At 66.4% G+C, this 18,245-nt stretch carries 14 protein-coding genes; 5 read left to right on the forward strand and 9 right to left on the reverse strand.

Going from position 1 to position 18,245, the window contains the following annotated elements; genetic code table 11:
* Nucleotides 1-27 precede the first annotated feature (27 nt).
* From SH602x_RS03320 to SH602x_RS03335, 4 genes are all read left to right on the forward strand, one after another.
* Entirely contained in the window at nt 28-1,080 is a 1,053-nt protein-coding gene (locus SH602x_RS03320) for a ribonucleotide-diphosphate reductase subunit beta (RefSeq protein ID WP_479475454.1), read from the forward strand.
* A 258-nt stretch (nt 1,081-1,338) separates the two neighbouring features.
* Entirely contained in the window at nt 1,339-2,241 is a 903-nt protein-coding gene (locus SH602x_RS03325; protein WP_479475455.1) for a DUF72 domain-containing protein, read from the forward strand.
* A gap of 116 nt (nt 2,242-2,357) precedes the next feature.
* Nucleotides 2,358-2,771 carry a hypothetical protein gene (locus tag SH602x_RS03330; protein ID WP_479475456.1) on the forward strand — a complete coding sequence of 138 codons (414 nt, stop codon included), beginning with the start codon at nt 2,358-2,360 and terminating at the stop codon, nt 2,769-2,771.
* Nucleotides 2,772-2,808: 37 nt separating this feature from the next.
* Nucleotides 2,809-3,651: a DUF1559 family PulG-like putative transporter gene (locus tag SH602x_RS03335; RefSeq protein WP_479475457.1), complete on the forward strand. Its 843-nt coding sequence runs from the start codon at nt 2,809-2,811 to the stop codon at nt 3,649-3,651.
* 2 nt (nt 3,652-3,653) lie between these two features.
* Here the strand turns inward: SH602x_RS03335 and SH602x_RS03340 are convergent, their stop codons facing one another.
* The 4 genes from SH602x_RS03340 to SH602x_RS03355 form a co-directional block, all read right to left on the reverse strand.
* Entirely contained in the window at nt 3,654-5,627 is a 1,974-nt protein-coding gene (locus SH602x_RS03340; protein ID WP_479475458.1) for a WD40 repeat domain-containing protein, read from the reverse strand.
* A gap of 339 nt (nt 5,628-5,966) precedes the next feature.
* Complete coding sequence (locus tag SH602x_RS03345; RefSeq protein WP_479475459.1) at nt 5,967-8,597, reverse strand: WD40 repeat domain-containing protein; 2,631 nt, start codon at nt 8,595-8,597, stop codon at nt 5,967-5,969.
* Between the two features lie 239 nt (nt 8,598-8,836).
* On the reverse strand, nt 8,837-10,168 hold the full coding sequence (locus SH602x_RS03350; protein ID WP_479475460.1) for an MFS transporter: 1,332 nt from the start codon (nt 10,166-10,168) through the stop codon (nt 8,837-8,839).
* A 410-nt stretch (nt 10,169-10,578) separates the two neighbouring features.
* On the reverse strand, nt 10,579-11,019 hold the full coding sequence (locus tag SH602x_RS03355) for a hypothetical protein (RefSeq protein WP_479475461.1): 441 nt from the start codon (nt 11,017-11,019) through the stop codon (nt 10,579-10,581).
* Between the two features lie 246 nt (nt 11,020-11,265).
* Here SH602x_RS03355 and SH602x_RS03360 point away from each other — a divergent pair, with 246 nt between their 5' ends.
* Nucleotides 11,266-12,537: a glycosyltransferase gene (locus SH602x_RS03360; protein ID WP_479475462.1), complete on the forward strand. Its 1,272-nt coding sequence runs from the start codon at nt 11,266-11,268 to the stop codon at nt 12,535-12,537.
* A 40-nt stretch (nt 12,538-12,577) separates the two neighbouring features.
* On the opposite strand, the gene SH602x_RS03365 is transcribed toward SH602x_RS03360, so the two are convergent.
* From SH602x_RS03365 to SH602x_RS03385, 5 genes are read right to left on the reverse strand one after another with little or no spacing between them, the layout of a single operon-like run.
* Nucleotides 12,578-13,360 (reverse strand): DUF1295 domain-containing protein, encoded by a 783-nt coding sequence (locus tag SH602x_RS03365; RefSeq protein ID WP_479475463.1) that lies wholly within the window; start codon nt 13,358-13,360, stop codon nt 12,578-12,580.
* A complete protein-coding gene (locus SH602x_RS03370; RefSeq protein WP_479475464.1) occupies nt 13,357-14,466 on the reverse strand; it encodes an SAM-dependent methyltransferase in 1,110 nt (369 codons plus the stop codon). Before SH602x_RS03370 ends, SH602x_RS03365 begins: the two co-directional genes overlap by 4 nt.
* Nucleotides 14,466-15,764, reverse strand: a complete 1,299-nt coding sequence (locus SH602x_RS03375) for a class I SAM-dependent methyltransferase (RefSeq protein WP_479475465.1) — start codon at nt 15,762-15,764, stop codon at nt 14,466-14,468. The genes SH602x_RS03370 and SH602x_RS03375 overlap by 1 nt, the downstream gene beginning before the upstream one ends.
* Nucleotides 15,761-16,765, reverse strand: a complete 1,005-nt coding sequence (locus SH602x_RS03380) for a DUF1365 domain-containing protein (protein ID WP_479475466.1) — start codon at nt 16,763-16,765, stop codon at nt 15,761-15,763. The genes SH602x_RS03375 and SH602x_RS03380 overlap by 4 nt, the downstream gene beginning before the upstream one ends.
* Entirely contained in the window at nt 16,762-18,063 is a 1,302-nt protein-coding gene (locus SH602x_RS03385) for an NAD(P)/FAD-dependent oxidoreductase (protein ID WP_479475467.1), read from the reverse strand. Before SH602x_RS03385 ends, SH602x_RS03380 begins: the two co-directional genes overlap by 4 nt.
* Nucleotides 18,064-18,245 lie beyond the last annotated feature (182 nt).

The following is an 18,245-nucleotide window of genomic DNA, read 5'->3' on the forward strand; positions in this document are numbered from 1 at the left end:
CAGCTAGCGCAAGGAGCGACGAGCAGGATGATTCAGAAACTGGAAGAGGCCCCCGTCATTTCGACCGATCGCATCCGGGCCAAGGACAAGCGGCTCATCAACTGCTCGAAGGTCGACGTCAACCAGCTCATGCCGATCAAGTACGGCTGGGCCTGGGAGCACTACGTCAACGGTTGCGCCAACCACTGGATGCCGACCGAAGTGGCGATGACCAAGGACATCGAGACCTGGCGCTCGACCAAGCTCTCCGACGCCGAACGGCAGGTGATCCTGCGGAACCTGGGCTTCTTCTCCACCGCCGAATCGCTGGTGGGGAACAACCTGGTCCTGGCCATCTTCAAGCACGTCACGAACGCCGAGTGCCGGCAGTACCTGCTGCGTCAGGCGTTCGAAGAAGCGGTCCACACGCACACGTTCCTGTACGTGGTGGACAGCCTCGGCCTGGACGAGGGCGAGGTCTTCAACATGTACCACGAAGTCCCGGTCATCGCGAAGAAGGACGAGTTCGAGATGGCCCTCACCGCCGAGGTGCTGGCCGACGACTTCTCGACCGACTCGTTCGAAGGCGCCCAGACGTTCCTCAAGAACCTGATCGGGTACTACCTGATCATGGAGGGGATCTTCTTCTACACCGGCTTCGTGACGATCCTGTCGTTCCACCGGCGGAACGTGATGACCGGCATCGGGGAGCAGTTCCAGTACATCCTGCGGGACGAGTCGATCCACCTGAACTTCGGCATCGACCTGATCAACGGCATCAAGCAGGAGAACCCGCACCTCTGGACGACCGAGTTCCAGCAGCGGATCGTGGACCTCGTTCGCGAGGCGGTCGAGCTGGAGATCGAGTACGCGAAGGACAGCCTCCCCAGCGGCATCATGGGCCTGAACGCGGACCTGTTCCGCGAGTACATCCAGCACATCGCCGACCGGCGCCTGGAGCGCATCGGCCTGTCGCCGCAGTACGGCTCGTCCAACCCGTTCCCCTGGATGAGCGAGATCATGGACCTCTCGAAGGAGAAGAACTTCTTCGAGACCCGCGTCACCGAGTACCAGTCGGGCGGCGGCCTGAGCTGGGACTGAGTCAGAAATCGCGTTACGGGTCGTGCTTGCCGAAGTAAGCTGTACGCGAAGAACGGAATGCCCTTCAGGACACGGACGCCGTCACGACCGAGGCGTTTCGTCCGCGGGGTATCCGAACCTTCGCCCAGCGAAGGGGACATGGCCCAGGCAACACGCAGGCGAACGCCAGGAAGCCGCCGTCCGGAGTCAACCTCCGCGACGGCGGTTTTTCGTTGAGGGACCTCTTCCGATCGACGGGCCAGTCCGCAAGAGTGACGCATGACGGATCGACCTGAGACGCTTCCCGATGGCTGGTCGCTGGGGCTGCCGATCTTCGCCTGCCCGGCGTGGAAGGGAAGCGTCTATCCGGCGAAGGCGCCCCGTACGGAGTGGCTCACGCACTACGCGAGGCGCTATCGGACCGTCGAGGGGAACAGCACTTTCTACGCCCTCCCCTCGGCTGACGTCGTCCGATCGTGGATCGAGAAGACCTACCCCGGCTTCGGCTTCAGCTTCAAGTTTCCGCAGGCGATCACGCACCAGCGGCAACTCGAAGACGCCGACGCGGAGACGAAGGCCTTTCTCGAAACGCTCTGGCCGCTGCACGAGGCGCAGCGGCTGGCGCCGACGATGGTGCAGTTGCCTCCGTTCTTCGGGCCCGATCGTCTGCCGACGCTGCTCAAGTATCTGGACGATCTGCCGCGGGAGTTGGAGGTCGCCGTCGAGCCGCGGCACGTCGCGTTCTTCGAGGGGGGGCCTGCCGAGGAGCGGCTCGATCGGGAGCTGGCCGATCGGGGCGTCGAACGCGTGCTGATGGATAGCCGCTGCCTCTTCTCCGCTCCGCCGCGGAGCGATTCCGAGCGCGAGGCACGACGGAAGAAGCCGAACCTGCCGGTGAAGGTCGCCCCGCTGACCGATCGCCCGATCGTCCGTCTGATCTGCCGCGACAGCCTGGAAGAGACGGAGCCCTGGCTGTCCGAGTGGGCCGGGCATCTTGCCCATTGGATCGAGCGGGGGAAGCGTCCGATCCTGTTCCTGCACGCGCCGGACGACGCCGTCGAACCGGGACACACCGCGCGGCTGCTGGAGCTTCTCGCCGAGAAGGGAATCGCGCCGCCCGCGCTTCCTGCGGTCGACGATGCATCGAACGGCGGATCGCGTCAGCAGGGCTCGCTCTTCTGAGGAAACGCCGACGGCGATCGCGCGACCGAACGCATTTACTTTGACAAGCGCTGTTGGATGCGTTAGTTTCCTGATCGCTTCTCTCTCGTCGCTCTTCTCGATCGCTCGGAGGCCTGGTGTCGCTACCGCGCCGACCGTTCGGAGTCGTCTTCGTTCTGGCTGCTTCCGCGCTTGCAGGGTGCGGCGGAGGCGACGGATGGGATCGCGTTCCCGCGACCGGCGTCGTTTCCGTCCCGGGTCTCTCGGCGGAGCAGATCCAGGGTTCGCTCATTCTCGTACCGGCAGCCGGGACGAACGGGCCTTCCGCATCGACGGACATCGTCGCCGGTTCGTTCGCGTTCGATCGTCAGAACGGTCCCGTCCCCGGACCGCACGAAGCTTTGATCCAGATCCTCGCCTCCGCGGACGGTCGACCCGCGTCGCCTGCCCTGCCCGGAGGCAAAGGATCGGCGCTGCTGCAGGACGTTCGCCTCCCCTGCGAAGCGCCGTCGACGGCGCCCTATCGCATGGATCTCGTCGTCACGCAGTGAGGAAACTTCGCGGTCTCCTGACGGAACGGAGCGAGTCATGTCGCGGAAGGTCGCCGGACGAGGCTTCACCCTGGTGGAGTTGCTGGTGGTGATCGCGATCATCGGCGTGCTGGTCGCGCTGCTGCTGCCCGCGGTGCAGGCGGCGCGCGAGGCCGCTCGTCGGACCCAGTGCCAGAACGGCCTGCGGCAGTGGGCGATCGGTCTGCACAATCGACACGACGTCCGGACGCGCTTCCCGATGGGGACGTCGACGAAGTACTGGTCCTGGCGGGCGGAGCTGTTGCCCTTCGTCGAGCAGCAGGCGCTCTACGATCTCATTAACTTCGACTATGCGCCGAACAGCTTCGAGTGGGTCCGGGCGCAGATCGCGATTTCGCCCGACAAGAGCCCCGCGAACAAGCTGTTCGAGATCGCGAAGTGTCCCGACGAACCGCTGTCGGACGACGTCTGGAGCGACCCGCACTGGGGCGATTACGTGAACTCCTCGTATTTCGGAGTCGCGGGGACGTCGCTCGCCGATCCTGACGGCGTGCTGCACTACGAAAGCGCGACGCGGTTCGCGAGCATCGTCGACGGGTCGTCGAACACGCTCGCGATCGGCGAGCGCGGCATCGAATCGAGCCTGAAGTACGGATGGATCGTCTGCGGCGCCGGCATCGACGTCAAAGGCTCGGGCGACAACACGCTGTACACGTCGACCGGCTTCTCGAAGGGCAACGCGACGATCGCGCACGCTCAGCATTTCTGGAGCTGGCATCCGGGCGGCGGTCACTTCGCGATGGCGGACGGCTCCGTGCGGTTCGTTCCGTATTCGATTTCGCACGGCACGTTTCTCGCGCTCGGCACGCGCGGCGACGGCGAAACGGTCAGCATGCCGTAAGCTCACTCCTTCGCCTTCGCGAGGGGTTCGCGTTCGGTCGCGAGGATCTGCAGACCGCCGTTCGCGTCCGAGATCAGCAGGCGTCCATCGTCGAGGATCTGGGCGCCGGTCGTTTCCTGGCCCGATCGCATATGCTGCGACAGGCTTCGCGTCGTTTTGCCCTCCTGGCGATCGAAGATACGGACCTGAGACAGGAGCCACGCCTGTCGATCGGGGAACCACTGCAACGGCCTGCGACTCGAAAAGAGCGCCGGGTCGAGCGCTCCCCCCGAATCGAGCGGCGCCTCGTAGAGGCGTCTGCCGGTCTTCACGTCCCAGACGACGATTCCCCGATGGATTCCTGTCGGACCGGTTTCGTTCTCCAGTCCGTGCATGTAGGCGCCGAACTCCTTGCCGTCGGGAGAGAACGCGAACGCCTGGAAGTAGGCGTCGACCTGTCGGCCTCGTAAACGAAGGGAAGTCACTTTCTCGCCCTTCTGAAGATCGTAAAAGGTCGCGACCTCCGTCGGCGTCGATACCGGGCAGAGCACGAGATAGCGACCCCCCGGACTGACCGCGACAAGGCCGGGGACGAGTTCCGGCGCCTCTTCGATCGCGAATGAAACGATCGGCGTCGCCTGCGGCAACTGCCAGACGTCGATGCGCGGTTCGCTTCCCGTGTCGACGGCGACCAGCACGTCAGGCTTCGGAAACAACAGGATCGGGTCCGCATGGGACCAGGCGAAGCGGTTCAACGTCTTCTTGTCGAAGACGTCGCCGACGTAGATCGACTGCGTCCCGAAATCGTGCAGCGCCAGCAGCCGACCGTCGGGGGAGAGCGCCGGGCCGGTCGGCTCGCTCGGGCGATCCCGTTGATGCAGCCCGTCGACGAAAGCGACCTGCTTCCCGGAGCGGAGATCGAACACGCGAAACGCTTGCGTCTCTCCGATGCCCTCGCTGACGGCCATGAACGGCGAGGGAACCGCAGGCGTCAGCAGTCGGCGGGGCGAGACGCCTTCGAGTCGGTCATACGGAAGCGTCGCGGGATAGGAGGGAAGTTCAACCGCCGGATCGACGACGAGCGTCCAGTCCTCCGGCGGCGGTCCGAGGAACTCCGGTTCTTCGTCGCTTTCTTTCTCCGCTTCTACGTTCTCTTCTTCGCCAGATTCCGCATCGCGGTCATCGTCTTCGGCGCCGACGGCGTCGGCTGCAGGGATCGCGTTCGACGGAGCCTCGCTCATCGAAGGCTTCTCGATCGTTCGCGCGGGCGACTCTTCCATCGGTTCCGCCGAAGCGATCTCGACCGGCGACTCGTTCGGGATCGGCGACGCGATCGACGAGATCGTCTCCGCGGGTGCGGCGGGGGGAACAGTCGTCGGCTGGGCATCGATCGCCCGCGCAGGAGCCATCGCCAGCGTATGCGGCGCCGGCGCGATCGGCGTCGCGGAAGGCGGCTCGGTAGGAACGGCGTTCGCGCGCGGTGCCGACGCCGGATCGTCGTCGACCGTGATCGCGAAGCAGACGGGCGCCGCCCTGGCGTTCGCCGAAACCAGATCGATGGTCGCGACCGGCTTCTCGGGATGCGGATTGAGCCAGCTTGCCTTATACAGCCGGACCTTCACGCCGTACTTCGCCGCGTTCGGATTCTCGCCGTTCCAGACGACTTCCGAATCGGTCGTCGGCAGCGATCGGTCCCAGTTCCAGAAGTCGCGCGTCTCCCAACCGTACCGCAGCGGAAACGTCTCGGCGCTGCCGTCCTCGTAACGGATCACGTACTGCCCGATCGTGACGCCGTCCGATTCGTGCTTCGGATGTCCGGGCTGCTGAAAGGCTCCGCCGTTCGTCGCGTGGAGAAAGTGCGCGACCCGAAAGGTTCGGTCGACCGCGACGCCGGCGACGCTCTGCGGGAACTTGGGGAACGACGGACTGCCGACTCGCAGCGCCGATTCGCCGATGTGAAACGGTACGCCGCCGAGACGCTGATCGCCGGTCGGCATGCCTTGATACTCTGCGATCGGCACGCTTCCGACGGGATCCAGGTCGAGCGCCTGAGCGTTCGAGGCAGTCGATGCCGTCGGCGACCCGGTCGGCGGAGTCGTCGCGAAGCAACCAGCGAATAGCGCCAGCGACGCAGCGCTGAGCGCCGTAGCGACGCGAGCAGAGAACGAGGTTGCCGCCAAGCGCGAGCGCGCGACAAGCGTTGCCGACATGCGATGCCGTGCAGGAAGAGGAGGCGAGGAGAAGCGCGGGCCGATCGCGCGGCCGAGCGTCAGCTTACGGCGCCGGAAGCCGGATTGCACGCGCGCTTCGATCGACCTGCGCGGCGCGAAAACGCGTCAGTTCGCGACGCGGGTCGCTTCCTGAACGACCAGTCCGCTGGCGCCTTCGGCGACGAGGATTTGCGAATCGTTCAGGATCTTCGCGCCGTTCTGTCCGAAGACCGAATCGGCGTAGCCCGCGAGCGTCTGCGAGACGCGACCCTGCTCCCGGTCGACGACGAAGCGCTGCATCGCGAGCCAGCCGCGACCGTCGGGAAACCATTGCAGCGGGTAGTCCGACGAGATGCTCGCCGGGTCGAGCAGCCCGTCGATGGGGCGGGCGTACGTCGGTCGTCCCGAGGCGACGTCCCATACGACGATCCCCTCGCGAGTCGGTCCGACTCCGTCAGAAGGAGGAACGTTCGCCATCACCGCGGCGAACTCCTTCCCGTCGTGGGAGAACGCGAAGGCGAGGAAGTGCGGCACGACTTCGGGACCCTGAAGTTCCAGCGCGCCGACCTCTTCGCCCGAATGTAGATCGAGGAACCTGGCGCTCGTCGGACGGGGCGAATCGTCGGAGATGACGAGATAGCGCCCGCCGGGACTGGTGGCGAACCCGCCCGGTAAGGTCGAGGGCGTCGCGAACAGATCGATCTCGGCGTTCCTCGCGCCCGAAGGGAGCGCGTACGACGTGACGGCCCGTTCCTCCGCGTCGATCGTGATCGCACGGTCCGACGTCGGCAGGAGCACGACCGGCGGAGCGCCCCGGAAGCGGATCGTCGCCGCCGGACGGTTCATGCCTTCTCTTCGGGGGTCCATCAGGAAGAACTCCCGCGAACTCGGGTCGTCGAGCAGACTCCAGCGATCGCCAGCGGGCGAGAGCGCCGAACCCCGCGTGAGCCCGGTCTCCGGACCGACGGCGCCCCCGAAGCTCATGTCCGTGAGCGGACGGCCCGATCGAAGATCGATCAGCCGCACGCCGTTCAGTCGTTCGCTGCCGTAGCCCGCCTGGACGAACGTCGCCGGTCCGGGCGGATAGAGCATGTGCTCCGGGCGTGCTTCGTCGATCCCGCGATAGGTCACGCGTTCCCTCCGCGCGGGAAGCGTCGCGGGCGGATCGACCGCGACTTTCCAGCGGATCGGCGCGGGGCCCATAAAGTCCGTCGGACCGGCCCCGACAGGACCCGCCGAAACGCTCGCCGCAACGGCGGGACGCGAGATCCGCGCTCCCGGCGCCGCCGCGAGCAACCGCTGCGCCAGGGCCAGCTTCGCCAGCGACGCTTCCACGTCGGCGATCTCGGTCCGCAGTTCCGCCTCGTTCGTCGCCGGCAGGTTCGCCGGGCGCCTCTTTTCGAGCGACTTCAGCGAGACGAGGAAGTCATTCTCCCGCGAGACGGTCGTCTGGAAGTAAGTCTCGGTAGGCGTTCTCACGTCGGGGGACTTCGGCGGTCGGAAGCGATCGACCTGGAGCGCGGCGGCGTCCGCTTCCAGCGTCGTGACCTGCTCGTCCCGATTTTCCAGCGTCGCCTTGACCTTCGCGTCCTTGATCTCGTTTCGCAGATGGTCGACCAGATCGACGATCGCCCGATCCCGGTCGGTACGAAGCCGCGCGAGCGACTCGGCCCACGCGGCGGCGGAGTCTCGCGCGGCTGAAGGCATGGCGGCCGAAGGCATGGCGGCGGAGGACGCCGGTCCGGCGGCGCTCGCGGTCGCGTCAGGCTGTTGGGTCTCGTCGCCGCCCCAGAGCGCTTCCAGTTGATCGCGGAACGAGTTCGACTGCCGCTTCACGAAGCCGGAGGGGACCGACGGATCGACGTCGGTCGAACTGGACGGGCCGGCGGAGGGCGTAGCCGCGACTGCCGGGGCGGGCGAGTTTCCGCCGTAGCCTCCGTCGACCGTAATCGCGACGCAGAACGGCGAGGCGATCGACTCGGCGCTGCGAAACTCGATCGTCGAGACTTCGAGATCGGGGTGCGGATTGGTCCAGTCGAACTGGAACAGCCGGGCCGAGTAACCGAGTTCCCGCGCCTTGGGGTCTTCGATCTCCCACACCGTCGCGGCCCCGTCGGCGGCGCGGTCGTCCCAGTCCCACCAGTCGCGAATCTCTTTGCCGTAATGCAGCGGGATCGGTCGCTCCGTGCCGTTCCGATAGATGACGACGTACTCGCCGACCTGCGTATTCTCGAAATGGTCGAAGCGGCCCGCGGAAAGCGCTTCCTCGGGCGGGGCCCCCATCGGCAGCAGGGGCGTGCCGTACTGCGTCGCATGCAGGAAGTGGACGACGGCGAAGGGCCGGTTGACCGGGACGCGAACGAAGCTCGGGTAACCAGGCCGGCGAGAGCTGCGCAGTTGCAGGAACAGGTCGCCGAACAGGAACTCGACCCCGTCGAGATTCTGGCGTCCGGTCGGGAGGCCGCTGGAGAACTGACGGATCGAACTTCCGGCAAGCCCGGCGAAGCTGAGCGGCGTCTGTCCGGTCGCGACCTCAGGCGTCGTCCCCGAATTCGGTACGCCCGGCGCCGTCGGCGGAGGTGCCTGTACGACGGGGGCGGTCGGAATGGCGCCGGGTCGGGCGGGAATCGCTTCCTTGAAGAGATTCGGACAACCGGCGAGCAACGGCACGACGAAAACGAAAACCGCAGGGACGACCTGCCGCGTCGGACGGCGAAGCCTCGCGAACCGTCCGACGGCGCTCCCACGCAATCTCATCCGATCTGCCTATCAACCTAAACGGCGAAGTCGGAGCCGCATCGCTCGACCGCCTCGTCATTAACCAGTCCCGGACGCTGTTCGTCCGTCGACCGCATATCTTAAGATCGCAACCAGTTTATCCAGCGAATCGGGTCTTGGCGCGTGTTCAGTGGAGGCGGGCCGCCCGAATCCCTCCGCCTGCTGCGGATTCTGCACGAGGCGCCGATGAAACAGTCGGCCGGCGCCCTTCGCAAAAATCAGGAAGCCGCCTTCAGGGACGGGAATTCGTCCACGGCGCCCAGAGGAGCCAGGGCGCGAGGCGCCAGCGCCACCGAAGCGTTCGCCATCGGCAGAACCGTCGGCGCGAGTTCGATCGCCGGCGTCGTCGCCGGCGAAGCGGCTCCGCTGCGGGACAGGCTCCGCCGCCAGGCGTAGAAGCCGCCTGCCGAGAGGACGATCGCCCCGGTCGCCAGATGCATCGCGTCGTAGCCGACGCCCGTGGCCAGCCAGCCCAGGAAGGGCGTGCCCGCGATATAGCCCAGGTCCGACATCATCAGCGACAACGTCGATCCCGTGCCGCGGGTCCGGTCGTCGAACGTCTCCAGGTTCAGCGAGGTCATCGCCGGGAAGACCAGCGCGTGCCCTACCCCGCAGACGAGCGCCGGCAGAATCAACAGCCAGGCGCGGTCCGCGGTGACGAACGGAAACGCGAGCAGCCCGACGCCCATGCATCCGATCCCCGCGAACAGAACCCGCTCCCGTCCCAGGCGATCCTGAAACCGGGCGCCGGTGAACCGGGCGATCAGGCCCAGCCCTGCATACGCGGCGAAGAAGAACCCGATCGGCGAGATGCCGGGAATCGACAGCCCCCGCTCGTCGATGAAGCTGGGCAGAAACGCGAACGGCACGGCCATCCCCAGGCCGAACGCCGCGTTGACCAGCATGATCGCGCCGGGCCAGCGCTCCTTGACCGTCGAAACGAACGCGCTGAGCCGGACCTGACCGCGGGCTGTCGCATCGGGCTCGTCCGGCAGAAACCAGACGAGCAACGTCGAGGCGGCGCTGAATGCGATCGAGACGCCGAACAGCAGGTGGAACTGCCAGTGCTCGCGCTGCCCGTCGCCGAGCAGCAGGTCGCCGACGAACGGGCCGATCAGCATCCCGAGGAAGCCGCTGGCGCCAAGCGCGCCGATCGCTTCCGAGCGTCGTTCGGGCGCCGCGTGCCGCATCACGAACGTGAGGCTGGCGACGGCGACCAGAGCCGAGCCGACGACGATCAGCGTCCTGAGCAGCAGCACGGGCCAGTACTGCTCGGCCAGGGCGAAGTTCCCCGAGATGCCGATCCCGAAGATCGCCATCCCGAACAGCCAGGCCCGCCGGCAACCGACGGCGGCGATCCATTGACCCAGCCAGGGTCGCAGCAGCAGGCCGGTCACCGCCCCGCCGCCCATGATCCAGCCGACCGTCGTCGGCGATCCGCCGAGATGTTCGATCCAGCGTGCGTAGTGCCCCAGCAGCGTCGACGAAACGACGAACAGCATCTGGGCGGTCTGAGCGAGCAGAAAGCGGCGGGTATAAAGCGGAGTCACTGCGTGGGGGCCTCCAGCCCCGGGATGCAACTCAAATCACGATCGCAGATGGTATTGCCGCCAGGGTCGATGGCACAGGGCCGTCATGCGGAATCTAGTCAGACCGATAGTTCGCTTGGATGCCGGCGTTCGAAAGAAGGCGCCTGAGAATGGTTCGAACGCCGAAATTCGCGGGGCCGAACGCGTCCCCCCGAAACCGGACCGACAACGACGCAGGCCCCGAGGTTCGCGTTTCGCCGCAGCCTGTTCGGCAGGCCGCAGGCGGCTGCGTCCCACCGCGGCGAACAGCTTATCGCCCGACGAAGGTCGCTCCTTCGGTAATTTCCCGCGAACTGCGACCGAGGGCGAAGCCGTTCTCGCGCCCTTGCCGCCGGCGCTCCGAACGGGGGCTCCGTCCGCCCCTTACCGGCTCATGAAGGGCGTTCCGCGTTCTCCGACGTTCGGTTTCTCCGCGCGTCGACGATCCAGGCCGCGAGCAGCCCGATGCCGGCGAGCCCCAGGCAAATCGGCTCGACGATCGTCCACCACAAGGGCATCCCGCCGGCGGTATCGACGGCGGCGACCGCCAGCGCCTGCAGCAGCTTCAGCCCGCCCAGCCAGGGGACGAGCGGAGCGAACCGGGAGACGTTCAGCGACGCCGCCCACAGCAGCAAGCCGTGCAGTCCGTACTGCAGCGACGCCGTTCGCGCGAGGTAGCCGACGATCGGACTGCGAGGGAGTTCCCCCAGGCCGAGCGCCTGATGGACCGTCCCCATCGCGTCGTCCGACAGGAACAACGCGCCGAAGGCCAGCACGTCGAACGTGCCGACCGCCACGAGGGCGAGACGGGTCCAGGTCCAGCGGTTCGGCATTGCCGGTCGGCAGGGAAAGCGTGCGGGAAACGGTTCGCCCCCATTCTGCTCGAATCGGGGCGGTGCGGAAGCCGCGGCGAGCAGCCCTTCTTTCGGCGCGACCGTCAGAATCGCTTGCGGACGCCTCGATCGGCGCCGGCGCCGTCGGGGGGAACGCCGCAGCGACCTTCCTCGGCTCCGGTGCGACGTAGGCTTCCGTCAGGAGCGGTCGAATCGATCGCTCGATCGTATCGGAGCCTTACGAAGATGTCCCTGGCGCCAGAAATCGCTCGCTCGAACGACCCGGCGACCGTCGCCGCGGCGACCGTCCCCGCGGCGAACCTCGCAGCCGTCAGCGAGGCACGCTCGTCGCGGCGTCCCGTCGCGATGAACGATCTCCCCCCCGAGATTCCGAAGTTCAGTCGCGTCATCCGCGCGATGCACGTCATCAACGGCGAACGCTACTCGGGCGCCGAGCGGGTGCAGGATCTCCTGGGCCTGAACCTGCCCGATTCGGGCGTCGAGGTGACGTTCGTCTGCCTGAAGCCCGACCAGTTCCCGGCGAATCGCCGGGCGCGGCTGGCGACGCTGCTCAGCTACCCGATGGCTCACAAGCTGGACGTTCGGCCGGTCTATCATCTCGCTCGCGAAATCCGGGCCGGGCGATACGACATCGTCCACGCCCATACGCCGCGCACGGCGCTGATCGCGCGGCTGGCGACGCTGGGGCTCGATATCCCGCTCGTCTATCACGTCCATAGCCCGGTCTCCCGCGATTCGACGCGGCGTATTCAGAACGCGATCAACCTGGCGTCGGAGAAGCTCGCCGTCCGGAGCGCGACCCGGCTGATCGCCGTTTCGAAGAGCCTGAAGACCTACATGGAGGAACAGGGCTTTCCCGGTTCCCGCATTCGCGTCGTGCCGAACGGCGTCCCGGGTCCGGCGATCTGCCCGGTACGTACGCTGCCGAAGAAGACTTGGACCGTCGGCGCCGTCGCGCTCTTTCGACCGCGGAAGGGGCTCGAGATTCTGCTTCAGGCGATCGCGAAGCTGCGCGGCGCGGGCGCCGACGTGACGCTGCGTGCGATCGGACCGTTCGAGACGCCCGAGTACGAGGCCTCGATCCGCGAACTGATCGACGAACTGAAGATCAAGGATGCCGTGACCTTCACGGGCTTCTGCCGCGACGTGCAGGCGGAACTCGCGAAGATCGACCTGTTCGTCCTGCCGAGCCTGTTCGGCGAAGGGATGCCGATGGTCCTGCTCGAAGCGATGGCCGCGGGCGTCCCCTGCATCGCGACGGACGTCGAAGGCGTGACCGAGGTCGTTCGCGACAAGGTCGACGGCCTGATCGTTTCGCCCGGCGACGTCGACGATCTGACGGTCGCGATCGGCGAGTTCGTCACGGGCGAGCGCGACGGGGTCGCGTTCGGCATCGCCGGCTTCGAACGCTGGCAGAGCGGCTTCTCCGACAAGACGATGGCTGCCGGCGTGGCGCAGGTCTACTACGATCTGCTCGACGAGCGGGGCGAAGCCTGACGCTTCGGCTGCATTCGTTGGCCTGCATCGGTCCGCCGCTTCATCCCCGGCGCGGCGGTCCGGGGAAGAAGGCGTTGGTGCGGACCTGATAGTCCCGGTACTCGGGTCGGCGCTCCGCCATGTCGCTTTCCAGCAGCGTCACGCCCGAGACGCGCAGCAACAGAAACGACATCGCGATCGGACTGAGGATCGTCCACCAGGCTCCGCCCGCCGCGGCGATCAGGAAGAGCCCCCACCAGACGCAGAAGTCGCCGAAGTAGTTGGGGTGCCGCGTATAGCGCCAGAGCCCTCGATCCATGACGCGGCCCGCGTTCTCCGGTCTCGACTTGAAGCGAGCGAGCTGCCAGTCCCCGACGCTCTCGAAGAAGAGACCGACGCCCCAGACGGCCGCGCCGATGCCGTCCAGCCAGAAGAGCTGCGGCGGGTCGTCAGGCAGGATCGCGATCTGGAGCGGCAGCGCGACGAACCAGAGCAGTCCCGCCTGGAGCAGGAAGACCGTGAACAGGCTGACCCACCAGAACTTCTCGCCATGATGGTCGCGCATCGCCTGGTAGCGGCGATCCTCCTCCTTGCCCCAGTTGCGGCGGAGGATGTGCGCGGCGAGCCGAAACCCCCAGATCGACGTGAGGATCGCCAGCAGCAGATCGCGGGCGTCGTACGCTCCGTCGAACGCGCAGCAGGCCCAGGCGACGAGCGCGAAGCCGACGCCCCAGAAGACGTCGGCGATGCCGGCGTCGCGGCGAAGCAGGCTCACGAGCCAGACGCCGCCGGACGCGAGCAGCAGGCCGGCGAGAACGACCGCGACGGTCGCCGGCATCGTCATGCGTTCGCTGCCGGACGCAGGGTCGCGACCGACGCGTCCTGCCGCGGGCGTTTGCGGCTACCGACCGGTTCGAGCAGATAGTGGGAGACGTACCACTCCGTTCCCTGGCGGAATCCGAACAGCTCCGCCACCGCCAGGAAGAACATTCGCCAGCGGTTGCGCCAGCGATCGGCCTCGCTCCTGCCGTAGGTCGCCTCCAGGATCGGGACAATTTCGCGGGAGCGCGCGTCGAAGTTCGCCAGCCACGCCTCCGCCGTGCGGCGGTAGTGATCGCCGCTCCAGGACCACTGATCGGCCACTCCCAGGCTCCGGTCGAACCGGCTGACCAGATCGGCGCTGGGCATGATGCCGCCGGTGAAGAAATAGCGCCCCATCCAGTCCGCCTCGCCTTCCGTTTCGAACGGATAGGCCATCGTGCGGTGGCAGAAGATATGGAGGAACAGCTTCCCATCGGGCGCCAGCCAACTCGCGATGCGCTCGAACAGCCGGTCGTAGTTCCGCATGTGCTCGAACATCTCGACCGAAACGACCCGGTCGAACGCGTCTCCCTGTTCGGGAGCGAAGTCGTTCATGTCCGCCGTGACGATCGACAGATTGGCCAGGCCCCGTTCGAGGGCCTGCGCTTCGATGTAGCGACGCTGCGATCGCGAATTGGAGACTGCCGTGATCCGGCTGTTCGGGTAACGCTCCGCCATCCAGAGCGAAAGCGATCCCCATCCGCAGCCGAGTTCCAGAACGCGCTGTCCATCCGCCAGCGCCGCGCGAGCGCACGTCGTTTCGAGCGCCCGGCGTTCGGCCTGTTCCAGCGTCTGCACGCCGGCGGACCATTCGCAGCAACTGTATTTCCGATGCGGCCCCAGGACGGACGCGAAGAACTCCGCCGGGACTTCGTAGTGCTGGCGATTGGCGAAATCGGGAAGGGGCGCGATCGGTCCGGCGCTCATCGTCTGGACGAAGTCGCGCACGTCGGCTTCGCGCTCTTCCTCCGATCGTCCGGCGTTCCACTCCACGCGTTTCGCGCAGAGCCGCCGGATCGCGAAACGCGTCGCGGCGTCAGGCACGATGCCCCGCTCGACCGCTTCCGTTCCCAGGGCGAGCAGTCCCATCATCGGCTCCTTTCCGGGAGCGACCGATCCGCGTCGCGGAACGCTCGCGAGGGAAGTCGCGACGCGGCCCGCTGCGGCTTGTCGAACTCCATCTGCACCACGCCGATCTGCTTCTCTTCGAACGCCGCTTCGCAGTAGCAGAGGTAGTACGTCCAGAGGCGGATGAAGCGCTCCGGATATCCGAGCTTCCGAACGTCATCCAGTCGTTCGAGGAAGGCGCCGCGCCAGCGTCGGAGCGTCTCGGCATAGTGCAGACCGAACTCTTCGACGTGCCGGAGGTGCAGATCGCTCGCATGCGAAGCCGAGTCGAGCATCACCCCCATCGTCGGCAGAAATCCGCCCGGAAAGACATGCCGCTGGATGAAGTCGGGCGACCGCAGGTAAGTCTTCAGATTCCGTTCGGGCAGAAGGATCGCCTGCAGCACGCAGGCGCCGTCGGGCTTGAGCAGCTCGCCGCACCTGCTGAAGAACGTGTTCAGGTTGCGATAGCCGACGGCCTCGACCATCTCGATCGAGGCGAGCTTGTCGAACTTGTCGTCGAGGTCCCGGTAGTCCTTCAGCAGCAACGTCACCCGATCCGACAGCCCCGCCTTCGCGACCCGCTCCCGCGCCAGTTCGAACTGCGAAGGCGAGATGGTGGTCGTCGTCACGTGGCAGCCGTACTCGCGGGCGGCATGGATCGCGAAGCCGCCCCAGCCCGATCCGATTTCCAGCACCCGGTCATGCGGCCGAAGGTCGAGCTTCCGGCAGACGCGATCGAATTTTTCGATCGACGCCTCCTGCAGCGTCGCCCCGGGCGACAGGAAGAACCCGCTGGAATACGCGAGCGTCTCGTCGAGCCAGAGCGAAAAGAATTCGTTTCCCAGATCGTAGTGAGCGCGGATGTTCCTTCGGCTGCCCGAAAGGGTGTTCGCGCGGAGTCCGTGCGACAGTCGCGAGGCCCAGCGTGCGAGCGTCGCGCTGGTCGAGTCCAATCGCGACGTCGACGTCGCGTCGCGCACGAACAGCCTCACGAGGCTGGTCAGGTCGTCGCATTCGCAGTCGCCGTCCATATAGGCTTCGGCGGCGCCTACCGATCCGCCGAGCAGCACGCGGCGATAGAACCGCGGGCGACGGACCTCGATCCGGACGTGCAGATCGGTCGCCTCGCCGAAACGCTCCTCGGCGATGTCGTCGCTGAGCTCCAGCGAGCCGGCCCTGAGGCCCGCGAGCTTCCGCACGATGAGCTGCCGCGCGATGCGATCGAGCGATCCGAAGCTCGCCCGCAGAGGGGTCGATACACCGCAACAAGCCGTCACTGCGCCGCCTCCTGCGTATCTAGAGCCAGCGGGCTGCTGCCGACGGCAGTCAGCCTGCCTTCGTCGCACGGATGCGACGACGAAAGGGCGATGGAATCGCCCTTTCGCGAGCCATGAGGAACTTGTTCCGAATCTGGCGAGGCTGCATAACGCCACGAAGGCGTTTTGCAGCAGCATGCGTCGGTCTTCACCGGGACCTCAGCCGTTCGCGGCCGTCCGGGGAGCGTCGTCGTGTCTCCCGAGACGCTCGATCTTACCGGATGCGGAACGTACGGCACGCGCTTCATCCAGAGACGCAACGCCTGCCAGTAAATCCCCGCGAAGATCTGCGCGGTCATCAGCGGATACCGGACCAGCACGCGAGCGAGTTGCGGTCCGGTGAGCGGGACCTGCTGCATGCGCAGTTCGGCTTCGAAGCGAAGCTCGTCTTCGTTCCGGGCCTCGATTCGCACGTTCAAGGATTCGCCCGGCGTCGACAGGCTCCACGCGTACTCGTGGTTCATGTCGAAGAAGGGCGAGACGTGGAATTCCTTGCGACTCCGCGCGGTCATCCCTGCGTCCGACGATTCGCCGCGAAGGTCCAGTACGTACAGATGGCGCTCGTTCCAGGGCGTGTTGCTGACGTCGGCGACCACCGCTTCGACTCGTTCGCCCGCAGCGTCGAAGCAGTAGTGCAGGCTCAAGGGATTCATCACGAATCCGAAGTACCGGAAGCTGGTCAGCAGTCCGATCGGCCCTGCCGGTCGAAAGCCCAGCCGTTCCTCCACCGCGTCCCGCACGCACTCGGCCAGCGGTCGATCGACAGCGCCCAGATGATCGGAGCGTCGGAACCACGCCAGATTGGGCCATCCGCTCGACCAGAAGAGCCGGCGCCGAAAGAGCGTCGGAAGCTCGTCGAGATCGACATACATCAGGAACAGCGAGTACCGGAACTGGTGATCCGCCGACGCGTATCGGCGGTGCAGCACGCGGCCCTCGTAGATGCAACTGCGAAGCGTCATGGGGCGACGAGCTCCCCGGAATCACGGGAGGGAGTCGCGGCAGACGTTTCGCGACCGGCCGTTCGCTCCACGCTCTCTACCGCGACGAGCGCGCTCCGGACGCCGTCCTCGTGAAAGCCGTTGCCCCAGTAGGCGCCGCAGTAGGCCGTACGTAGCGTCCGGTTCAGCTCGACATGCCGCGCCTGGGCCGAAGCGCGTCGCAGATCGAAGCTGGGATGCTCGTAGACGAAGCGGGCGAGAATCTTTTCCGGCGCGATGCGTTTCTCGTCGTTCAGCGTGACCAGAAACCGCCGCTCCGTCGGCAGACCCTGCAGCAGGGTCATGTCGTACGTCACCGTCGCGGCGTCGGCGTCCTCGGCGATGCGATAGTTCCAGCTCGCCCAGGCCTTTCGCGAGCGGGGGAGCGTCGACTCGTCCGTGTGCAGCATGGCGACGTTCGGATTGTAGGGAAACGCGCTCAGGACCTCGCGTTCGGCGTGCGTCGCTTCCTCGCCCAGAATCCGCAGCGCCTGATCGGCATGACAGGCGAAGATCGCCCGGTCGAAACGCTCCTGGCCCCCGTCGGCGAGTCGCAAAGTGACGCAGTCGGCGTTTCGCTGCACGGAGGCGACCGGCGTTCGCAACCGGATCGCGTCGCGAAACGGGCGGATCAGCTTTTCGACGTAAGTGCGCGATCCCCCCTCGACGACGCGCCATTGCGGTCGGTCGATCAGATTCAGCAGGCCGTGGTTCTCGTAGAACTCCGCCACGAAACGCACGGGGAAGCCGGCGAAGTCGCCCGTCGGACAGGACCAGATGGCCGAGCCCATGGGCAGCAGGTAGCGCTCCGAGAAGGCTCGCGAGTATTTCCCGCGATGCAGAAACTCGCCCAGCGTCAGGGAGCAGCTTTCGTCCGACGCGATCCGCCGGGCTTCCCGGTTGAATCGCAGGATATCGAACAGCATCCGGTGGAAGCCGAGCCGCAGCAGGTTGCGTCGCTGGGCGAACAGCTTATCGAGCGACTCGCCGTTGTATTCGAGCCCGATCCGCTCGTCGCGGACGCCGAAGGTCATCGTCGTCGGCTTGGTCGCGACGCCCAGTTCGGCGAGCAACTCGACGAATCGCGGATAGTTCCTCTCGTTGTAGACGATGAAGCCCGTATCGATCGCGTGCCGTTCGCCGTCCAGATCGACGTCGACCGTGTTGGTGTGACCGCCCGGATAGGCGTTCGCCTCGAACACCGTGACGTCGTGGCGCTCGTAAAGTTTGTATGCTGCGACGAGACCCGAAACCCCCGCGCCGATGATCGCGATCTTCACGTAATCTCCTGATCGCGACGCGCGGGGGCGGAAGGAAGGGAAAAGCGCCTGCGGGGCGGGACTGCTGAACGAATGCGAAGGGGATGCGGCGTTATGAAGCGCCCGTCGCCTGCGGGGAACGAACGAAGCTGCGGCATTTCGTCCCCCCGTCGGCTATCCGCAAAAGCCCGGGGACGATAACG

It is taken from the genome of Lignipirellula cremea (assembly GCF_056501455.1).

Excerpts from the sequence above, each read along its gene's own strand:
- SH602x_RS03365 (WP_479475463.1), bottom strand. The coding sequence starts at position 13,360 with ATGACGATGCCGGCGACCGTCGCGGTCGTTCTCGCCGGCCTGCTGCTC.
- SH602x_RS03320 (WP_479475454.1), top strand. The coding sequence starts at position 28 with ATGATTCAGAAACTGGAAGAGGCCCCCGTCATTTCGACCGATCGCATC.
- SH602x_RS03325 (WP_479475455.1), top strand. The coding sequence starts at position 1,339 with ATGACGGATCGACCTGAGACGCTTCCCGATGGCTGGTCGCTGGGGCTG.
- SH602x_RS03360 (WP_479475462.1), top strand. The coding sequence starts at position 11,266 with ATGTCCCTGGCGCCAGAAATCGCTCGCTCGAACGACCCGGCGACCGTC.
- SH602x_RS03355 (WP_479475461.1), bottom strand. The coding sequence starts at position 11,019 with ATGCCGAACCGCTGGACCTGGACCCGTCTCGCCCTCGTGGCGGTCGGC.
- SH602x_RS03340 (WP_479475458.1), bottom strand. The coding sequence starts at position 5,627 with ATGCCGACCGGCGATCAGCGTCTCGGCGGCGTACCGTTTCACATCGGC.
- SH602x_RS03335 (WP_479475457.1), top strand. The coding sequence starts at position 2,809 with ATGTCGCGGAAGGTCGCCGGACGAGGCTTCACCCTGGTGGAGTTGCTG.
- SH602x_RS03370 (WP_479475464.1), bottom strand. The coding sequence starts at position 14,466 with ATGGGACTGCTCGCCCTGGGAACGGAAGCGGTCGAGCGGGGCATCGTG.
- SH602x_RS03345 (WP_479475459.1), bottom strand. The coding sequence starts at position 8,597 with ATGAGATTGCGTGGGAGCGCCGTCGGACGGTTCGCGAGGCTTCGCCGT.
- SH602x_RS03380 (WP_479475466.1), bottom strand. The coding sequence starts at position 16,765 with ATGACGCTTCGCAGTTGCATCTACGAGGGCCGCGTGCTGCACCGCCGA.